This window comes from Roseateles sp. GW821-FHT09G03 (genome assembly GCF_059416045.1).
This window is the reverse complement of the sequence record NZ_JBWKOK010000003.1, coordinates 638,738-656,616: the sequence shown is the minus strand read 5'-3', so window position 1 is coordinate 656,616 and position 17,879 is coordinate 638,738. Positions and strand designations below refer to the sequence as shown.

Below are 17,879 nucleotides of genomic sequence, written 5' to 3'. Positions count from 1 at the left end.
GCGCCGTGGCCAAGGACCCCTACCGCTTCTTCCGCGTCGAAGCCCGCGATCTGCTGCGGCAGATGAGCGAGGCCGTGCTCGCCGCCGAGCAGGCGCCCGCGCCCGACCTGCCGAACAAGCTGCTGCGCCTGGCCCACACGCTCAAGGGTGCCGCCAGCGTCGTGCGCCTGCCCGCGATCGCGGCGCAGGCGCATGCGATCGAGGACCTGCTGACCCCGCTGCGCGACGGCGGCGACGCGCCGGGGCGCGCCGAACTCGATGCGCTGCTGGCGCTGATCGACGCGGCGGAGGAGTCGATCACGGCGCTCGATGCGCCCGCGGCGGCTGCGCCACCGACACCGGTCCGGTCGTGGACCGCCGCCTCAAGCCCGAAGGCCGAGACGTCTTCCGGGCCGGCGTCCGCCGCGGAGCCAGCGTCGCAGCCGGAGCCGGTCGACGATCCCGTCGGCGCGCTGCTGACCATCCCGCAGTTGATGCCCGAGGAGCTCGACGGGCTGCTCGCCGACATCGCGCGCACGCAGGGTCACCTTGCGCCGCTGGAACGCGCCGGCATGCTGCTGCGCGAATTGCGCGGCGCGCTGCAAGGCCAGCAGGAGACGCTGGCCGGACCGCTCGCCCGCATCGAGGACCAGATCGAACGCGGCGCGCGCCAGCTCGCGCGCGAGCTCGTCGCCTTGCGCGACAGCGCCGAGCAGCTGCGGCTGCTGCCGGCCTCGCAGCTGTTCGCGCCCTTGCAGCGCGCGACGCGCGATGCCGCCCGTTCCCAGGACAAGCAGGCCCGTCTGACGGGCCACGGCGGTGACGTGAAGCTCGAAGCGGCGCTGCTCAACACCATCTCCGGCGCGCTGGTGCAGATGGTGCGCAACGCCGTGGCGCACGGCATCGAGCCGCCGGCCGAGCGCGTCGCCGCCGGCAAGCCGCCGCAGGGCAGCATCGAGCTGCGCATCGAACGCCGCGGCCGCGAGGTGCTGTTCTGCTGTGCCGACGACGGCGCCGGACTGGATCTGGACGCCGTGCGGCGCACCGCCGTCGACAAGGGCATCGCCGGCGCGGCGTACCTGGACGACGAGGCGCTCATCGACCGCCTGCTGCGCGGCGGCCTGAGCACGGCGCGTCGTGTCGACTCGCTGGCCGGCCGCGGCGTCGGCATGGACGTGGTCCGCGACACGGCGGACCGGCTCGGCGGCCGCCTGACGCTGCGCAGCCGGCGCGGCGAAGGCACGACCGTCGAGCTCTGCGTGCCGTTGCAACTGGCCGCGTTGCGCGCGATCCGGCTGTGCGCCGGCAGCGTGTCGGCCTGGGTCCCGCTGGAGGCCGTCGAATGCGTGCTGCAGCGCCCGGTGCTGACCGGCTCGCACGTGGCCGTGGGCGACGAACTGCTGCCCCATCTCTCGCTGGCCGAGGCGCTGCGTCCCGGCGTCGCGGCGCCCCCGCCGCGTTCGGCGCTGGTGCTGCGCGCGGGCGGACAGCGCGCGGTGCTGGGCGTGGATTCGCTGGACGGCGTGACCAGCGTCGTGCTGCGGCCGCCGCCGACGCTGCTGCCGGTGTCGCCGCTGATCTCCGGGCTGGCGCTGGACGCGGCGCAACAGCCGGTGCCGGTACTCGCGCCCGAGGGCCTGATCGCCGCGGCGCGCCAGGCGCGTCCGCGTCCCGTCGCGGCACCGGCGCGCACCGGCACGATCCTGGTCATCGACGACTCGCTGACGACGCGCATGCTGGAACAGAGCATCCTCGAAGCCGCCGGGTATCGCGTGCACATGGCCGCCTCCGCCGAGGACGGCCTCGAGGCCGCGAAGCGCGAACGGTATGCGTTGATCCTGTGCGACGTGGAGATGCCGGGCATGGACGGATTCGAATTCATGACGCGCATCCGCGCCGACGCGGCGCTGCGCGACATCCCGGCGGTGCTGGTCACCTCGCGCAACGCGCCGGAGGACCTCGCGCGCGGCAAGGCCGTCGGCGCGGACGGCTACATCGTCAAGGGCGAGTTCGCGCAGAACGAGTTCCTCGCGCAGGTCGCGCGGCTGGTCGCGCGCTCGGCCGACACCGCCACGAGTGGCGCGCCCTTGCAAGGAGCCTCGACATGAGCGGCGGTACGGGCACCGGCACGGGCGCATCGAGCGGCGGCATCGGCGGCCTGGGCGGCAGCGCGCCGCCGTCGGCGAAGGTGCTGCGCGTGCTGGTGGTCGAGGACTCGATCACCGTGCTGGCGCACATCCGCGAGGTGCTGGCCGCGCAGCCCGACATCGAGGTCGTGGGCGAGGCCCACGACGGCGCGCGGGCCGTGGCGCTGTGCCAGCAGCTGCGGCCGGACGTCGTCTCGATGGACATGATGCTGCCCGGCATGGACGGCCAGGCGGCGACCGAGGCCATCATGGCCCACTGCCCGACGCCGATCCTGATCGTCTCGTCGTCGACCAACCGCGGCGAGCTGCTGCGCACCTACGAGGCGCTGGCCGCCGGCGCCGTCGAGGTGCTGGAGAAACCCAGCGCCGGCCAGCCCGAGGGCGAATGGGAGCAGCGCTACGTGACGCTGCTGCGGCTGGTGGCGCGCATCCGCGTCATCACGCACGTGCGGGCGCGCATCGGCGGCCGGCCCGCCGCGCGCCTGCCGGCGCCCCCGCCGATGCCGCACCGCGCGGTGCTGGCGCTGGGCGCGTCCACCGGCGGTCCGGGCGCGCTGATGAAGGTGCTGCAGTCGCTGCCCGCGCCCGCGCCGCTGCCGGTGCTGATCGTGATGCACATCAACGCCGTGTTCAGCCGCGGCTTCGCCGAATGGCTGGACGCGCAGACGCCGCACCGCGTGCGTTACGCCCACGGCGGCGAGCGCCTGCGCGACCTGGCCGGCCAGGTGGTCCTGGCGCCGCCGGACGTGCACATGGTCGTGCGCGGCGGACAGATCGAGCTTGTCCACACACCGCCGCGGCACTCGTGCCGGCCGTCGGTGGACGAGCTCTTCGAATCGCTGGCCGCGGAGTTCGGCCCGGGGGTGGCCGCGGCGCTGCTGACCGGCATGGGACGCGACGGCGCGCAGGGCCTGCTCGCCATCCGGCGGGCCGGCGGCGCGACGCTGGCACAGGATGAAGCCAGTTCGATGGTGTACGGCATGCCGCGGGAGGCCGCCCAGCTGGGCGCCGCCGAGCGCGTGCTGCCGCTGGCCGACATCGGCCCCGCCCTGTTGGGCTTGAGCGGCATGGACTGGGGAGGAGCCCACACATGAACAAGAGAACCCTCATCGTCGAGGACAGCCTGACGGTCCGGATGGATCTGCGGGAGGCGCTCGAGGACGCCGGCTTCGACTGCGTCGAGTGCGCGACGCTGGCGCAGGCCCGGGCCGCGCTGGCCGACGGCATGCCCGCGCTGGTCCTGCTGGACAACCAGTTGCCCGACGGCGACGGCGGCAGCTGGCTGGCCGAGCTGCGCGCCACGCCGCAGGGCGGCGGCGAGTGCGTCGTGCTGATCCTGTCCAACGCCTCGCTGGCGGGCGACCGGCTGCGCGGCATCGCGCATGGCGCGGACGAGTACGTCGGCAAGCCCTACGACCGCACCTACGTCGTGGATCGCGCGCGCGAGCTGGTGCGCCAGCGGCAGGCGCGCGTGCAGACGCCGGAACCGCACGTCGCCTCGGTGCTGCTGATCGACGACAGCGAGACCTTCCGCGAAGCGCTGTGCGAAGCGCTGGAGCCGCACGGCTACGACATCTACATGGCCGCGCACGGCGAGGAAGGCCTGCGCCAGGCCGCCGCGCTGCGGCCCAATGCGGTCATCGTCGACCAGCACATGCCGGGCATCGACGGTGCCGCGGTGATCCGCCGGCTGCGGCTGGACCCGGCGCTGCGCCACACGCCCTGCCTGCTGCTGACCGCGGACGAAGGACCGGAAGCGGAACTGCGCGCGCTGGAAGCCGGCGCCGACGCCTTCGCGCGCAAGCAGGACGACGTGGACCTGATCCTGGCGCGCGTCGCCGCGATGCTGCGCAGCGCCAAGTCCAGCCTGCCCGAACAGGGCGCGAGCCTGCTCGGCCCCAAACGGCTGCTGCTGGTCGACGACAGCGCCAACGTGCTGGCGGAACTGGGCGCGACGCTGCGCGACGACGGCTACGACGTGATCGCCGCCGGCACCGGCGAGCTGGCGCTGGAGCTGCTCGCGGTGCAGCCGGTGGACGCCGTGCTGCTGGACGTGCAGATGCCGGGCATCGGCGGGCTGGAGACCTGCCGCCGCATCAAGTCCGCGCCCGCCCTGCGCGACATCCCGGTCGTGCTGCTGACGGCCTTCGAAGGGCGGGCATCGATGCTGGCCGGCCTCGAGGCCGGCGCGGACGACTACGTCGTCAAGGCCAACGGCGAGGTCGAGCTGCTCAAGGCGCGGCTGCGCGCGCAGCTGCGGCGCAAGCAGTTCGAGGACGAGGCCCGCCGCGTCCATGCCGAGCTGCACAGCAACGCGATGGAGGCCGCCGAGGCGCGCGCCGCCCGCAACCTGGCCGACAGCCGCGCGGAGCTGCTGGCCGTGCTGCAGCAGCGCAACGACGCGCTGGAACAGCTCAATGCCGAACTCAGCCGCGCCAGCAGCGCCAAGACCGCGTTCCTGTCGACGATGTCGCACGAGCTGCGCACGCCGCTGAATGCGGTGATCGGCTTCGCCCAGCTGATGCGCGACGGCGCGGCCGGGCCGGTCAGCGAGCGGCAGTCCGAGTTCTGCAACCACATCCACAACGCGGGGCAACACCTGCTCTCGCTGGTCAACGACCTGCTCGACATGGCCAAGATCGAGGCCGGCCGGGTCGACCTGGACATCGAGCCGGTCGACCTCGACGAGCTGCTGCGCGATGCGCTGGCGATCGTCCAGGAACGCGCGCGGCTGAACCGCATCCAGATGGACTTCTTCGGCGTCGGCGGCGGCCAGCGGCTGTGCGTCGACCGCCGCCGGCTGCGGCAGATCATCTACAACCTGCTGTCCAACGCCGCCAAGTTCACGCCCAAGGGCGGCAACATCCGGCTCGAGGCACGCCGCGTGACTCGGCTGCGCGCCCGCGAGGCGCTGCCGGGCTTCGCGGACGGGCGGCGCTCGGAGCTGCCGGACAGCGAGTACGGCGAATTCATCCAGATCAGCGTCACCGACAACGGCATCGGCATTCCGCCGGAGGGTCTGGACAAGCTGTTCCAGCCGTTCAACCAGGTCCGCAACGTGCTGACGCACAAGGTCGAGGGCACGGGCCTGGGCCTGGCCACGGTGGCGCGCCTGGTGCAGCTGCACGGCGGCGCGGTGGCGGTGAGCAGCGCGCCGGACAAGGGCAGCTGCTTCACCTGCTGGCTGCCGTGGCGCGATCCGGTGGTCCCCGACGTCATCCTGCCGGAGGAGCCGGGCGCCAGCCCCTTGGCGCTGGTGATCGAGCACAACGAGCCGGCCGCGGCGCTGATGCAGACGCAGCTGAACGCGGCGGGCTTCCGCGTCCGCCACGTGACGTCGGCCGAGGCGGCGCTGGAGCTGGCGCCGCAGTTGCGGCCCGACCTGATCACGCTCGAGGTCAACCTGCCGGGCGGGCTGGACGGCTGGGAGCTGCTGTCGCGCCTGAAGAACCTGCCGGGCTGGGCGCACATCCCGGTGGTGGTGGTGTCGGTGGATGGCGGGCAGGAGGTGGCGCTGTCGCTGGGCGCGGCGGCGGTGCTCCACAAGCCGGTGTCGCGCAAGGCGCTGAGCAAGGAACTGGAGATGCTCGGCTTCAAGCCGACGGCCACGCGCAAGTTCCTGGTGCTGGCGATCAGCGACGCGCCGGGCGAGCTGCAATCGCTCAGCGCGCACCTGTCGCAGCCGGGCTTCTCGGTGCTGCGCGCGACCGGCGGCAAGGAGGGCATCGAGCTGGCGCGGCGCCACGTGCCCGACCTGATCGTGCTGGACCTGCTGATGACGGAGGTCGACGGCATCGGCGTCGTCGAGGCGCTGCAGCGCGATCCGCTGACGGCGGCGATCCCGGTGATCGTCGTCGCGGCCTCGCAGCTGACGACGCGCGATCGCGAGCTGCTGAACCGGCACGTGCAACGCGCGACCGCCGTCCGCGATCCCGCCGACGCGGCTGCGGCACCGGCGCCGGCGTCGGGCGCACGCACGCCGGCGAACCCGCAGGGCCACTTCATGGACGAGGTCAAGCGTGCGATCAGCCGCACGAGCTGGGGCGACCTGGACCCGTTGGACGACTGACGCCGGCCGCGCCGGATGACCGGATTCTTGAACCCCTGACCCTCCGAGGACACCGCATGACGCGGTGAACCCGACGCCACGATGCAAGCCACCGCGATCCCCATGACCATCGTCCTCGTCGAGGACTCGCTGACCATCCGCCGCCAGCTGCTGCAGCGGCTCGACACGGTGCCCGGACTGCGCGTGGTCGGCGAAGCCGCCGACGAAGCCACCGCCCTGACCTTGATTGGTCACCTACGGCCGGACGCCGTGCTGCTGGACCTGTCGCTCGCGCAGGGTGGCTCCGGGCTGGCAGTGCTGAAGGCGCTGCGCAAGCAGGGTTATGCGGGGCAGGTCCACGTGCTGTCGCACCAGACCGACGCGTACCGCGCGGCGGTGCTGGCGGCGGGCGCGAACGGATTCTTCGACAAGGCCGAGGAACTCGACGTGATGCTGCGCCATCTCACCGGCCAGACGGAGGTGCCCGCGCCGGAACCGCTCTCCGCGGCGGCGCTGCGGGAGCGGTTGGACCAGACGGTGAAGCTGGCGATGCGGGACGGCTCGGAGGTCGTGGTGCACGTGATCGCCGGCCCGGCCGCCTCGCTTCCTCCGCTGGCCGCGCAACTGATCGTCGGGCTCGACGGCGCGGACCTCGTCGGCTGGAGCGGCGCGCCGGGCGACGCCCAACTGTGCGTCGTCCAGATCGACAGCGACGACACGCCGACGCTGCGGGAACGGCTGGACGTGCTGGCGCCGGATTCGCGGCTGGGACAGGCCCGGCTGCCGGACGACGCGCTGTCCGCCGGCGGCCTGGTGGCGGTCGCCGAGCTCCGGGCATTGGGGAAATTGCCTGCCTGAGCGCGTGACGACAGCGCGACCGGCAGGCGTGACCCGAACGGGTCAGCAGATCCCGGTCATTCCCCGACTTGAACCTCGGCCATCGGGCGCCTAAGTTCGGCGAACAGCTGAAATATCGTCTCGGCGGCACCACCGTGCCCGTCCGGCACTTGAGTTGCCCCCTCCGACTGGATTACTCTCTGTCGCAGGAGGTCAATGACCGTGGACGTTCTGCAGCTGGACATCTCGGGCCGACCGCAGGCCTGGATTTCGTCGAAGGAAGCAGCGGTGCTGTATGCCAGCGACGCGATCGCGTGGACGCTGGGCGCGCCCTTCCACGTCCTGCGCGGCGGCTACCAGCGGCTGACCGGGTTGCAATCGCGGATCGAGCTGCATCCGATCGTGGCGGTCCGCGGCGCGGTCCCGAGCCGTGCATGGCGACAGGCGCCGGCGCTGTCCAACTTCAAGCTCTTCGCCCGCGACCGGCATGTCTGTGCCTACTGCGGGCATGTGCTGCATGCCGACCTGCTGACGCGGGAGCACATCCAGCCGGTGTCGCGCAACGGGCGGGACACCTGGATGAACTGCATCACCGCCTGCCGCGCCTGCAACGGCCGCAAGGGCAACCGCACGCCGGAAGAGGCGCACATGGCGCTGCTCTACCTGCCCTACGTGCCCAGCCTGCACGAGGACATGATCCTGCGCGGCCGCCGCATCGTGGCCGACCAGATGGAGTTCCTGCTGGCGAGCGTGCCGAAGTCGTCGCGCCTGTATCTGCTCTAGCGCACGCCGCCACCCGGCGTCATCGGCCGCACTGCACCCCGCCTGTGAGCGGCGCCTTGCCCGCGCTGGCGTTGCAGTCGTTCACCTCTGCTTAAGAGCCTCCAAAGCCGACTCCTGTAGAGTCGTCTCATGCCCGTTGTGGGTACGGCATGCCGCATGCCGTCGAGGTAAAGACTTGTTGCCTGGTCAACGTAGGCCCACAGCTGTTCGTTGGCCGTGCATCGATTGGAGAACTGAGATGAAGAAGCTGCTGATTGCCACGATGGTGGTGGCCCTGGCCGCCTGCACGACGACGAATCCCGACGTGATCCAGCGCGGCGACGCGCAGCGCCTGTCGCAGGTGCAGGACGCCACGGTGCTGTCCTGGCGGCCGGTGACGGTGGACGGCTCGCAGAGCGGCGTCGGCGCCGTCGCGGGCGCGGTGGCGGGTGGCGTGGCCGGCGGCAGCGTCGGCGGCAGCCGCGAGGGCGTGATCGTCGGCGTGCTGGGCGCGGTGGCCGGCGCGGCGCTGGGCAACGCGGTGGAGCGCAGCACGACGAAGGAACAGGCTGTCGAGATCCTGCTGCAGCTGCGCAACGGCGAACGTCGTGCGATCGTCCAGGCTCAAGGCAACGAGAACTTCGCCTCCGGCGAGCCGGTCATCATCGTCACCACGGGCGGCAAGTCGCGCGTGATGCGCGCGCCGCAGGCGACGCGTACGAACTGAGCACTGCTCAGCCGAGCGTTGAACGCTCATCACGACGAAGGGGCCTCCCGGCCCCTTCTGTCGTTTCTGGATCCAACGTCAGCCCTCGCTGATCGCGGCAACTCGCAACGCTGGAAGTTGTTCCAGCAGGGTGACGATGTGCACGTCCATGGCCTCCCATACCACGTTGACATCGATGTCGCCGGCGCTGTGGGCGATGCGGTTGCGCATGCCCTTCATGAGACGCCACGGCACGAGAGCGTGCGCCATCACGAACGGCTCATACTCCTTCAGCAGGCGCGCGGCAGCTTCTTCCCAACACCAGGATATTCAAAAGCACCGCATGCTGCGTCTTCTTGTCGGCCAGAAAATCGGCTTTGCTCATGCCGTCCACATAGCTACAGGCGAGAGCCGCCGCTTCCTGCATGTGATTCAGGTGGTCGATCAGCCCCAAAGCGCTCATATAGGCTGCGCCTCGGCTATCGCCTGGCTGCGACACCTGATCGGCACCTCGCTGGGAAGCAGCAAACACACAGGCACGCCCAGGAACTCTTCCAGATCGAGTTGGAGACCACCTAGTTCAAAGAGACTGGCGCCAGGCAGTGCGTCAACCAGGAAGTCGAGATCACCGCCTTCTCGGTCCTCGCCGCGCACCACTGGACCGAAGACACGCAGGTTCGTCGTGGTGGGATAGCGGGCCACGATGGCGCCCAGTTGATCCCGCTTCAAGGCGAGTGCTTCAGAGGGTTTCATTCACGCTCCTTCCGCTGCGGCAACATCACCGCAGTCAGAAAAGCATAAGTCCGCTCCGACGCGCCCAAAACGAGCGGTGTTGCGGAATCACTTCACCCGCTGCTTCTCCAGCTTGCGTGCCAGCGTGCGCCGGTGCATGCCCAGCCGCCGCGCGGTTTCCGAGATGTTGAAGTCGGTCGCCGCCAGCGTCTCGTGGATGTGTTCCCACTCCAGCGTCTTGATGGACGTGGTCGCGCGGTCGGTGACCTCGACCTCGGCATCGCCCTGCGCGCGCGAGAACGCGGCCTCGATGTCGTCGGTGTTCGCCGGCTTGGCCAGGTAGTGCCGCGCGCCCAGCTTGATCGCCTCCACCGCCGTCGCGATGCTCGCATAGCCGGTCAGGACGACGATCACCATCTCCTGGTCGTGCTCGTGCAGCGTCTGCACGCAGGCCAGGCCCGAGCCGCCGCCCGCCAGCTTCAGGTCGACGACCGCGTACTCCGGCGCCTCCTCCGGACCGCGGTCGGCCAGCAGCTTCTGCACCTGCTCCACGCTGGTCGCGCGCAGCACCTGGTACCCGCGGCGCTCGAAGGAGCGCGACAACGTGCGCGCGAACGCATCGTCGTCCTCGACGATCAGCAGCAGGCGGTCGGTATCCGCGGCGAGGTCATCCGTGGTCATGGGCAGCATTGTCAGGGAGTCCCAAGGGCGCCAGTGCGGACAGGGGCATCCGGATTTCCACTTCGGCACCGCCCCCCTCCTCCGCCAGCCGGTTGCGCGCCTGCAGCTTTCCGCCCAGCGAGCGCACCACGTTCAGCGCGAGGAACAGCCCCAGCCCGCCGCCCGCCCGGCCCTTGCTCGATTGATAGGGTTTGCCGAAGCGCTCCAGCATCTCCGGCAGGAAGCCGTCGCCGCGGTCGCTGACGCGCAGCACCAGCTCACCGTCCTCGGCGAGCGCGCGCAACGTCACGGGACGGCCTGGCGCGGCCTCGAGCGCGTTGTCCAGCACGTTGTCGATCATCTGCTTGAGGCCGACGTCCGACACGATGCGCACCTTCGGCAGGTCCGGTGCCGGCAGGTACTCGAGGCCGTGATGGGGCCGCGTCGCGCGCCAGTGCGCCGTCAGGTCGTCGAGGAAGACCTGCAGCGTCGTCACCGTCGGCGCCTCGCCGCGCAGCTCGCCCGCCGACATCAGGATCCCGCTGACGATCGCCTTGCAGCGGCGCAGCTGGATCTGCATCTCCTCGATCTCCTCGCGCAGTTCGGGATCGCCAGCGAACGGCGCCATCCGCGACCAGTCGCCCAGGATCACCGACAGCGTCGCCAGCGGCGTGCCGAGCTCGTGCGCCGCGCCCGAGGCCAGCAGGCCCATGCGGACGATGTGTTCCTCCTCGGCGGCGCGCTGGCGCAGGTCGGCCAGCCGCGCGTCGCGCTGGCGCAGGTTGCGCCCGATGCGCTGGATGAAGATCACCAGCAGCGCCGCGTTGATCGCGAAGCAGATCAGCAGCCCGCCGATGTAGTGCGTCGGCAGCGCCAGCCCTTCCATGTCCGGCACCAGCAGCGGCTGGTGCCATTGCGTCAGCGCGACGAAGCAGCCGCCCGTCACCGCCACCGTGAACCAGATGTAGCGCGAGGGCAGCAGCACCGCGCCGACCGCGATCTGCAGCAGGAACAGGAAGATGAAGGGATTGGTGACGCCGCCGCTGTAGTACAGCTGGCCGCTCAGCACCGCGATGTCGACGAGCAGGCCGGCGAAGAGCTCGGCGTTGCGCACGCTGGGCACCCAGCGCGTGCGCAGCCAGCAGGCCACGTTGAACAGCACCAGGATCGCCAGCAGCGTCAGCATCTCCGGCATCGGCAGCCGGATGTGCAGCGCGAAGTGCACCGACAGGACCGTCCCGAACTGCCCCGCCGCCGCCAGCCAGCGCAGCTGCACCAGCTGCTGGAGGTTGTTGCGGCCTGCCTGCAGCGCGCCTTCGCCCGAGGAGTCCTCGATACCCAGCGCGCCCGCGGCGCCGTCCAGATAACGGCTGTCGTCGGGGTGGTCGTCGTCCGGATCGGGACGGCTCAGCGGCATGGTCGCGGCCTCAGTCCTGGGCCGCGCCGGGGTTGGCAGCGCGTCGGCGCTCCGCGCGCCACAGCCAGAAGCCAACGCCCGCGAGCATCGCCGCCATCGCGAACCACGTCAGCGCGTACTGCAGATGATGGTTGTTGAAGCGCACCACCGTCAGCCCGCCGCGCGGCCATCGCGTCTGGTCGTCCGCTGCGGCGGCATCGACGAAGTACGGCGCCACCGGCCCCTCGACGACCTGGCGCGCCTTGGCGATCGCGCCGACGTCGCGCGAGTACCAGCGGTCCTCCGCCGGCACGTTCTTGCGCAGCAGGCTGCCGTCCGGCTCCGTCAGCCGCAGCAGGCCGATGACGCGATCCTCGCCCTGCGTCTCCGACGCCGTGCGCGACGCGCGGGCCTTGAACTCCGGCGGCACGAAGCCGCGGTTCACCAGCACCCAGTCGCCGCGCTCGGTGCGCAGCGGCGTCAGCACCCAGTAGCCGGTGCCGAGCTCGGTGCTCGCGCCCACCAGCGTCTCGCGCGAATGGTCGAAGGTGCCGGTGAGCGCGACCTTGCGGTACTCGTCGCCGTCCTTCGTGATCGCGTCCCAGCGGTCCGCGCCGGGCGCGCGCTCGGGCGCGGCGGCCAGGCGCTTGTCCAGCCGCGCGATCAGGTCTTCCTTCCACGCCAGCCGCTGCACCTGCCAGACGCCGAGCGCGATGAACACCGCAAACGAAAGGGCCGCGCCCAGCAGCAGCGCCCAGAAGGCGATGCCGCGGCGCGGCCGCTGCGGTTCCGTGAGGAACGCGGTCATCAGGGCATGTTGCGCATGTCGTGGACCGGCATCATGTTGCTGTTCAGGTGGAACATCACCCAGATCGAGCCGGCCAGCATGATCACCACGACGGCGATCGTGAAGATCAGCGACAGCATCGACCAGCCGCCCTCGACCTTCGAGTTCATGTGCAGGAAATAGACCATGTGGACCACGATCTGCACGGCCGCGAAGCCCAGCAGCACGATGCCCATCGCCGCCGATGACGAGATCGACTTGGTCATGACCAGGAAGAACGGGATCGCCGTCAGGATCAGCGACAGCAGGAAGCCGATCAGGTAGCCCTTGACGGTGGCGTGGTAGCCGACGTCCTCGTGATCGTCGTGGCCGTGGGCATCGTGCCCGTGACCGTGGTCTTGGTGGCTGTTGCTCACGGCAGCACTCCCATCAGATAAACGAAGGTGAAGACACCGATCCAGATCACGTCCAGGAAGTGCCAGAACATCGACAGGCAGATCAGGCGGCGCTTGTTCTCCTTGGTCAGGCCCAGCTTGCTCACCTGGATCATCAGCGTGACCAGCCAGATGCAGCCGAAGGTGACGTGCAGGCCGTGCGTGCCGACCAGCGTGAAGAACGAGGACAGGAAGGCGCTGCGCTGCGGACCCGCGCCTTCATGGATCAGGTGCGCGAACTCATAGAGTTCCACCGCCAGGAAGCACAGGCCCAGGATGCCGGTGACCGCCAGCCAGGCCAGCGTGCCGGTCTTCTTGTTGCCCAGCATCTTGATCATGGCGAAGCCATAGGTGATCGAAGACAGCAGCAGGAAACCGGTGTTCAGCGCCACCAGCGGCAGGTCGAAGAGGTCGGCGCCCGACGGGCCGGCCGCGTAGCTGCGGCCCAGCACCGCATACGTCGCGAACAGCACCGCAAAGATGAGGCAGTCGCTCATCAGGTAGATCCAGAACCCGAGCAGCGTGCCGTGCTGCGGGTGGTGGTCGCCGTTGTCGTAGAACACCGGCGCGCCGGTGTTGTTCGTCAGGGTCGTTGCTTGCATTTGGAGTTCGCTCGCTGCGGAATCAGGCCTGGGCGGCCAGCACCTTGGTGCGGGCTTCTTCCGTGCGGGCCACTTCATCCGCGGGGATGTAGTAGTCGCGCTTGTAGTTGAAGGTGTGGACGATCGCCGCGATGACGGTCACCGCGAAGGCGACACCCGCCACCAGCCACATGTGCCAGATCAGGGCGAAGCCGAACAGCGTCGACAGGCCGGCCAGGATCACGCCGGCGCCGGTGTTCTTCGGCATGTGGATCTCCTTGAAGCCGCCGACCGGACGCTGGTGGCCGCGGGTCTTCATGTCGTGCCACGCGTCGTGGTCGTGGACCACCGGCGTGAACGCGAAGTTGTACTGCGGCGGGGGCGACGAGGTCGACCACTCCAGCGTGCGGCCCTGCCACGGATCGCCGTCGAAGTCGCGCAGCTGGTCGCGCTTGAAGTAGCTCACCACCAGCTGGATCAGGAAGCTGCCGATGCCGGCTGCGATGAGCAGCGCGCCGAAGGCGGCGATCTGGAACCAGATCTGGAACGACGGATCGTCGAAGTGGCTCATGCGGCGCGTCACGCCCATCAGGCCGAGGACGTACAGCGGCGTGAAGGCGACGAAGAAGCCGATCTGCCAGAACCAGAACGAGCACTTGCCCCAGAACGGATCCAGCTTGTAGCCGAAGGCCTTCGGGAACCAGAACGAGATGCCCGCCAGCAGGCCGAACAGCACGCCGCCGATGATCACGTTGTGGAAGTGGGCGATCAGGAACAGCGAGTTGTGCAGCACGAAGTCGGCCGGCGGCACCGCCAGCAGCACGCCCGTCATGCCGCCGATCACGAAGGTGACCATGAAGCCGACGGTCCAGTACATCGGGACCTCGAACTTGATGCGGCCGCGGTACATCGTGAACAGCCAGTTGAAGATCTTCGCGCCCGTCGGGATCGAGATGATCATCGTCGTGATGCCGAAGAACGAGTTGACGCTGGCGCCCGACCCCATCGTGAAGAAGTGGTGCAGCCACACCAGGTAGGACAGGATCGTGATCACGACGGTCGCGTAGACCATGGACGCGTAACCGAACAGCTTCTTCTGGCTGAAGGTGGACACCACTTCAGAGAAGATGCCGAAGGCCGGCAGCACCAGGATGTAGACCTCGGGGTGGCCCCAGATCCAGATCAGGTTGATGTACATCATGGCGTTGCCGCCAAGATCGGTCGTGAAGAAGTTGGTGCCGACGTAACGGTCCAGCGACAGCAGCGCCAGGGCCGCGGTCAGGATCGGGAACGAGGCCACGATCAGGATGTTCGAGCACAGCGAGGTCCAGGTGAAGACCGGCATCTTCATCATGGTCATGCCCGGCGCGCGCATCTTGATGATGGTCGCGATCAGGTTGATGCCCGAGAGCGTCGTGCCGACCCCCGCGACCTGCAGCGACCAGATGTAGTAGTCCACCCCCACGCCCGGACTGGCGAGCAGCCCCGACAGCGGCGGATAGGCCAGCCAGCCGGTGCGCGCGAACTCGCCGACGAACAGCGAGGCCATGCACAGGATGGCGCCGCCGGTGGTCATCCAGAAGCTGAAGTTGTTCAGGAACGGGAAGGCCACGTCGCGCGCGCCGATCTGCAGCGGCACGACGTAGTTCATGAAGCCCGTGATCAGCGGCATCGCCACGAAGAAGATCATGATCACGCCGTGGGCGGTGAAGACCTGGTCGTAGTGGTGCGGGGGCAGGAAGCCCAGCTGGTCGCCGAAGGCGATGGCCTGCTGCGCGCGCATCATGAGCGCGTCGGCGAAGCCGCGCAGCAGCATGACCAGGCCCAGCACGATGTACATGACGCCGATCTTCTTGTGGTCGATGCTGGTCACCCAGTCGCGCCAGAACGGTCCCCACAGGCGGAACTTGGTCATCAGCGCGAGGATCACGAGGCCGCCCAGGGCGACCATCGCGAAGGTGCCGATCAGGATCGGCTCGTGCAGCGGAAGCGCCTCTAGGCTGAGGCGCCCGAAGATGAGCTTTTGGACGTCAATCATCTTGGATCTCGGTAGTGCTTGCGATCCCGGCGGGGCTGCTCACAGCGCGCGCCGGGGACGCCGGTCAGTTACGGGTGGCCGAGGCCTGCCACTGCGAGGCGTACTGCCCCGCGTTGTCAGGCGTGCACAGCGCGGCCACGAAGATCCGCTTCTGCTCGTTGCTCCAGGGCTTGCTGGCCAGGCCGTCGATGGCGCCCTTGCCGCCGCCGCCGGCGGCGTCGATGGCCATCATCTGGCCCATGCACATCTTGGAACCGTCGACGCAGCGATTGACGACCGCGTCGAACAGGCCGGGGGCGATGCTGGAGAAGCGGCGCACCGGCTGACGCTCGGAGGGCTTCTCGAGATCGAGGTACAGCTCCTTGGTCAGCGCGACGCCGTCGGCCTTGTTGCGCTCGACCCAGGCGGCGAACTCGTCGTTCGACAGGCCGTGGAACTTGAAGCGCATGTGCGAGAAGCCGTCGCCGCTGAAGTTGGACGAGAAGCCGTCATACACGCCGGGCTTGTTGATCACGGCGTGGAGCTGGCTCTGCATGCCGGGCATCGCGTAGATCATGCCGGCCATGGCGGGCACGTAGAACGCGTTCATCACGGTGGACGAGCTGATCTTGAAGTGGATCGGGCGATCCACCGGCGCGACCAGTTCGTTCACGGTCGCCACGCCCTGGTCCGGATAGATGAACAGCCACTTCCAGTCCAGCGCCACGACCTCGACGTTCAGCGGCTCGACGCCGGCGGGGATCGCGCGCTGCGCGTCCAGCCGCTCCAGCGGGCGGAAGGGGTCCAGCTTGTGGGTGCTGATCCAGGTCATCGCGCCCAGCGCGATGATGATCAGCAGCGGCGCGCCCCAGATGATCAGTTCCAGCCGGGTCGAGTGGTCCCACTCCGGCGAGTAGGTCGCCTGGGTGTTGGACGCGCGGTAGCGGAAGGCGAAGACCAGGGTCAGGATGATCACCGGGACGATGATCAGCAGCATCAGCAGCGTCGATGCGACGATGAGCTGCGCCTGCTGGTTCGCGATGTCGCCCGAAGGTTTCATCACGACCATGTTGCAGGCGGTGAGGGGCAGCGCCATGGCCAGCAGCCCGAGACGGGCCAGTGACCGGAGGGGGCCGGCGGGACTTGTTTTTGCAGATGCTTTGAGGTACATGGGACTCAGCAGACCATCAGGCGTAGTTCACGCGGAACCCCCTCCTTCGCTTTACCTTTGCAGGAGGATCCCGTCATCGAAAACCTGGTGGGGTTTCTTCCGAAGGGAAAGCGATAAAGGGGAAAACGACACTTGTCGACCGTTGCACGCCGGGCGCAGATTTTGCCCGATTGACCAAAGCTAACTATTGGACATTTTGTCCCAGGTAGGAGACGTATGAACAGCAGCACCCTTCCAACAGCCGGGCAACACCTGGCGACCGTGGGCCAGCCGCTGCCGCGAGGCACGGGGGTGGCCACGAAAGAGGAACAGGACGCGGTCGCCCCGGGCGACATCGCGGTGGGCGTGGTCATCGGGCGGGCGTCGGAGTACTTCGACTTCTTCGTCTACGGCATCGCCTCGGTCCTCGTGTTCCCGTCGATCTTCTTCCCGCACATGGAGCGGCTGGAGGGGACGCTGTACGCTTTCGCCCTGCTGGCGCTGGCCTTCGTGGTGCGCCCAATCGGCACGCTGGTCGGGATGGAGATCCAGCGGCGCTTCGGCCGCAGCGTGAAGCTGACGGTGGCGCTGTTCCTGCTGGGCATCTCGACCTGCACGATCGCCGTACTGCCCGGGTTCAACACCTGGGGCGGCGCGGCCATCGGCCTGCTGGCGCTGTGCCGGATCGGGCAAGGCCTGGCCCTGGGCGGGTCCTGGGACGGCCTGCCCTCGCTGCTGGCGCTGAACGCCCCCGAGGGCCGGCGCGGCTGGTACGCGATGCTGGGGCAGCTCGGCGCGCCGATCGGCTTCCTGATCGCGGCGGCGCTCTACGCCTACCTGTGGAGCAGCCTGGCGACCATCGACTTCCTGAGCTGGGGCTGGCGTTTCCCGTTCTTCGCCGCGTTCGCGATCAACGTGGTGGCGCTGTTCGCACGGCTGCGCCTGGTCGTGACGCACGAGTACGAGAAGAACCTCGAGGAGCATGAGCTCGACCCCTGCGACGTCGACGAGCTGTTCGAGCAGCAGGGCGCCACCCTGTTCATCGGCGCGTTCGCGGCGCTGGCCAGCTATGCGCTGTTCCACATCGTCACGGTGTTCCCGCTGTCGTGGGTGATGCTGTACGGCGACCAGAACGTCACCCAGTTCCTGGTCGTGCAGATCATCGGCGCCCTGCTGGCGGCGGGGGCGATGCCCATCTCCGGGCTGATCGCCGACCGCATCGGCCGGCGCAGCACGCTGGGCATGCTGGCCACGACGATCGGCATCTTCAGCCTGTTCGCCCCCATCCTGCTGGACAGCGGCACCATGGGCCAGAACATCTTCATCCTGGTGGGCTTCGTGCTGCTGGGGCTGTCGTACGGCCAGTCCTCGGGCGCGGTGACGTCCAACTTCCTGCCCCACTTCCGCTACACGGGCGCGGCGCTGACTTCGGACCTGGCCTGGATCATCGGCGCGGCTTTCGCGCCGCTGGTGGCGCTGGGACTGTCGGCCAAGTTCGGGCTGTGGGCGGTGACCGCCTACCTGCTGTCGGGCGCGATCGTCACGCTGGTGGCGCTGCGCACGAACCGCATGCTCACGATGAAGGACAAGGACTGACACCCGCGGCGTCGGACGCCCTGCGCGACTGACGCCCGAAGTCGCTA

17 protein-coding genes are annotated in these 17,879 nt (G+C 69.2%); 7 read left to right on the top strand and 10 right to left on the bottom strand.

Features of this window, described 5'->3' with window-relative positions:
- Nucleotides 1–5: 5 nt before the first annotated feature.
- The 6 genes from AC07OZ_RS15140 (at nucleotide 6) to AC07OZ_RS15115 (ending at nucleotide 8,500) form a co-directional block, all read left to right on the top strand.
- The gene (locus AC07OZ_RS15140; RefSeq protein ID WP_495467914.1) at nucleotides 6–2,087 is read left to right on the top strand and encodes a hybrid sensor histidine kinase/response regulator; all 2,082 of its coding nucleotides are present in this window, start codon (nucleotides 6–8) and stop codon (nucleotides 2,085–2,087) included.
- On the top strand, nucleotides 2,084–3,220 hold the full coding sequence (gene cheB / locus AC07OZ_RS15135; protein ID WP_495467913.1) for a chemotaxis-specific protein-glutamate methyltransferase CheB: 1,137 nt from the start codon (nucleotides 2,084–2,086) through the stop codon (nucleotides 3,218–3,220). The genes AC07OZ_RS15140 and cheB overlap by 4 nt, the downstream gene beginning before the upstream one ends.
- A complete protein-coding gene (locus AC07OZ_RS15130) occupies nucleotides 3,217–6,195 on the top strand; it encodes a response regulator (protein WP_495467912.1) in 2,979 nt (992 codons plus the stop codon). Before cheB ends, AC07OZ_RS15130 begins: the two co-directional genes overlap by 4 nt.
- A 102-nt stretch (nucleotides 6,196–6,297) precedes the next feature.
- On the top strand, nucleotides 6,298–7,032 hold the full coding sequence (locus AC07OZ_RS15125; protein WP_495467911.1) for a response regulator: 735 nt from the start codon (nucleotides 6,298–6,300) through the stop codon (nucleotides 7,030–7,032).
- Nucleotides 7,033–7,233: 201 nt separating this feature from the next.
- Nucleotides 7,234–7,794 carry an HNH endonuclease gene (locus tag AC07OZ_RS15120; protein ID WP_495467989.1) on the top strand — a complete coding sequence of 187 codons (561 nt, stop codon included), beginning with the start codon at nucleotides 7,234–7,236 and terminating at the stop codon, nucleotides 7,792–7,794.
- 238 nt (nucleotides 7,795–8,032) lie between these two features.
- Nucleotides 8,033–8,500, top strand: a complete 468-nt coding sequence (locus AC07OZ_RS15115; protein ID WP_377157203.1) for an outer membrane lipoprotein — start codon at nucleotides 8,033–8,035, stop codon at nucleotides 8,498–8,500.
- A gap of 78 nt (nucleotides 8,501–8,578) precedes the next feature.
- Here the strand turns inward: AC07OZ_RS15115 and AC07OZ_RS15110 are convergent, their stop codons facing one another.
- The 10 genes from AC07OZ_RS15110 to cyoA all read right to left on the bottom strand — a co-directional run bounded on the left by AC07OZ_RS15110 (nucleotide 8,579) and on the right by cyoA (nucleotide 16,182).
- Entirely contained in the window at nucleotides 8,579–8,749 is a 171-nt protein-coding gene (locus tag AC07OZ_RS15110; RefSeq protein WP_495467910.1) for a HepT-like ribonuclease domain-containing protein, read from the bottom strand.
- Between the two features lie 10 nt (nucleotides 8,750–8,759).
- A complete protein-coding gene (locus tag AC07OZ_RS15105) occupies nucleotides 8,760–8,942 on the bottom strand; it encodes a HepT-like ribonuclease domain-containing protein (RefSeq protein ID WP_495467909.1) in 183 nt (60 codons plus the stop codon).
- The gene (locus AC07OZ_RS15100) at nucleotides 8,939–9,232 is read right to left on the bottom strand and encodes a nucleotidyltransferase family protein (RefSeq protein WP_495467908.1); all 294 of its coding nucleotides are present in this window, start codon (nucleotides 9,230–9,232) and stop codon (nucleotides 8,939–8,941) included. Before AC07OZ_RS15100 ends, AC07OZ_RS15105 begins: the two co-directional genes overlap by 4 nt.
- A gap of 87 nt (nucleotides 9,233–9,319) precedes the next feature.
- On the bottom strand, nucleotides 9,320–9,892 hold the full coding sequence (locus AC07OZ_RS15095; protein WP_088406185.1) for a response regulator transcription factor: 573 nt from the start codon (nucleotides 9,890–9,892) through the stop codon (nucleotides 9,320–9,322).
- A complete protein-coding gene (locus tag AC07OZ_RS15090; RefSeq protein ID WP_495467907.1) occupies nucleotides 9,879–11,288 on the bottom strand; it encodes an ATP-binding protein in 1,410 nt (469 codons plus the stop codon). The genes AC07OZ_RS15095 and AC07OZ_RS15090 overlap by 14 nt, the downstream gene beginning before the upstream one ends.
- A gap of 10 nt (nucleotides 11,289–11,298) precedes the next feature.
- Entirely contained in the window at nucleotides 11,299–12,075 is a 777-nt protein-coding gene (locus AC07OZ_RS15085) for an SURF1 family protein (protein ID WP_495467906.1), read from the bottom strand.
- The gene (gene cyoD, locus AC07OZ_RS15080) at nucleotides 12,075–12,470 is read right to left on the bottom strand and encodes a cytochrome o ubiquinol oxidase subunit IV (RefSeq protein ID WP_495467905.1); all 396 of its coding nucleotides are present in this window, start codon (nucleotides 12,468–12,470) and stop codon (nucleotides 12,075–12,077) included. The genes AC07OZ_RS15085 and cyoD overlap by 1 nt, the downstream gene beginning before the upstream one ends.
- Nucleotides 12,467–13,090, bottom strand: coding sequence for a cytochrome o ubiquinol oxidase subunit III (gene cyoC, locus AC07OZ_RS15075; protein WP_495467904.1), 624 nt, complete (start codon nucleotides 13,088–13,090; stop codon nucleotides 12,467–12,469). Before cyoC ends, cyoD begins: the two co-directional genes overlap by 4 nt.
- A 22-nt stretch (nucleotides 13,091–13,112) precedes the next feature.
- Nucleotides 13,113–15,107, bottom strand: a complete 1,995-nt coding sequence (gene cyoB, locus AC07OZ_RS15070; protein WP_495467903.1) for a cytochrome o ubiquinol oxidase subunit I — start codon at nucleotides 15,105–15,107, stop codon at nucleotides 13,113–13,115.
- Nucleotides 15,108–15,171: 64 nt separating this feature from the next.
- Nucleotides 15,172–16,182, bottom strand: coding sequence for a ubiquinol oxidase subunit II (gene cyoA, locus AC07OZ_RS15065; protein ID WP_495467902.1), 1,011 nt, complete (start codon nucleotides 16,180–16,182; stop codon nucleotides 15,172–15,174).
- A 291-nt stretch (nucleotides 16,183–16,473) separates the two neighbouring features.
- Between cyoA and AC07OZ_RS15060 the strand changes: the two genes are divergently transcribed.
- Complete coding sequence (locus AC07OZ_RS15060) at nucleotides 16,474–17,832, top strand: MFS transporter (RefSeq protein ID WP_495467901.1); 1,359 nt, start codon at nucleotides 16,474–16,476, stop codon at nucleotides 17,830–17,832.
- The last annotated feature ends 47 nt before the right edge of the window (nucleotides 17,833–17,879 follow it).

Excerpts from the sequence above, each read along its gene's own strand:
- cheB (WP_495467913.1), top strand. The coding sequence starts at position 2,084 with ATGAGCGGCGGTACGGGCACCGGCACGGGCGCATCGAGCGGCGGCATC.
- AC07OZ_RS15130 (WP_495467912.1), top strand. The coding sequence starts at position 3,217 with ATGAACAAGAGAACCCTCATCGTCGAGGACAGCCTGACGGTCCGGATG.
- AC07OZ_RS15125 (WP_495467911.1), top strand. The coding sequence starts at position 6,298 with ATGACCATCGTCCTCGTCGAGGACTCGCTGACCATCCGCCGCCAGCTG.
- AC07OZ_RS15115 (WP_377157203.1), top strand. The coding sequence starts at position 8,033 with ATGAAGAAGCTGCTGATTGCCACGATGGTGGTGGCCCTGGCCGCCTGC.
- AC07OZ_RS15110 (WP_495467910.1), bottom strand. The coding sequence starts at position 8,749 with ATGGCGCACGCTCTCGTGCCGTGGCGTCTCATGAAGGGCATGCGCAAC.
- AC07OZ_RS15105 (WP_495467909.1), bottom strand. The coding sequence starts at position 8,942 with ATGAGCGCTTTGGGGCTGATCGACCACCTGAATCACATGCAGGAAGCG.
- AC07OZ_RS15100 (WP_495467908.1), bottom strand. The coding sequence starts at position 9,232 with ATGAAACCCTCTGAAGCACTCGCCTTGAAGCGGGATCAACTGGGCGCC.
- AC07OZ_RS15095 (WP_088406185.1), bottom strand. The coding sequence starts at position 9,892 with ATGACCACGGATGACCTCGCCGCGGATACCGACCGCCTGCTGCTGATC.
- AC07OZ_RS15090 (WP_495467907.1), bottom strand. The coding sequence starts at position 11,288 with ATGCCGCTGAGCCGTCCCGATCCGGACGACGACCACCCCGACGACAGC.
- AC07OZ_RS15085 (WP_495467906.1), bottom strand. The coding sequence starts at position 12,075 with ATGACCGCGTTCCTCACGGAACCGCAGCGGCCGCGCCGCGGCATCGCC.
- cyoC (WP_495467904.1), bottom strand. The coding sequence starts at position 13,090 with ATGCAAGCAACGACCCTGACGAACAACACCGGCGCGCCGGTGTTCTAC.
- cyoB (WP_495467903.1), bottom strand. The coding sequence starts at position 15,107 with ATGATTGACGTCCAAAAGCTCATCTTCGGGCGCCTCAGCCTAGAGGCG.
- cyoA (WP_495467902.1), bottom strand. The coding sequence starts at position 16,182 with ATGGCGCTGCCCCTCACCGCCTGCAACATGGTCGTGATGAAACCTTCG.
- AC07OZ_RS15060 (WP_495467901.1), top strand. The coding sequence starts at position 16,474 with ATGAACAGCAGCACCCTTCCAACAGCCGGGCAACACCTGGCGACCGTG.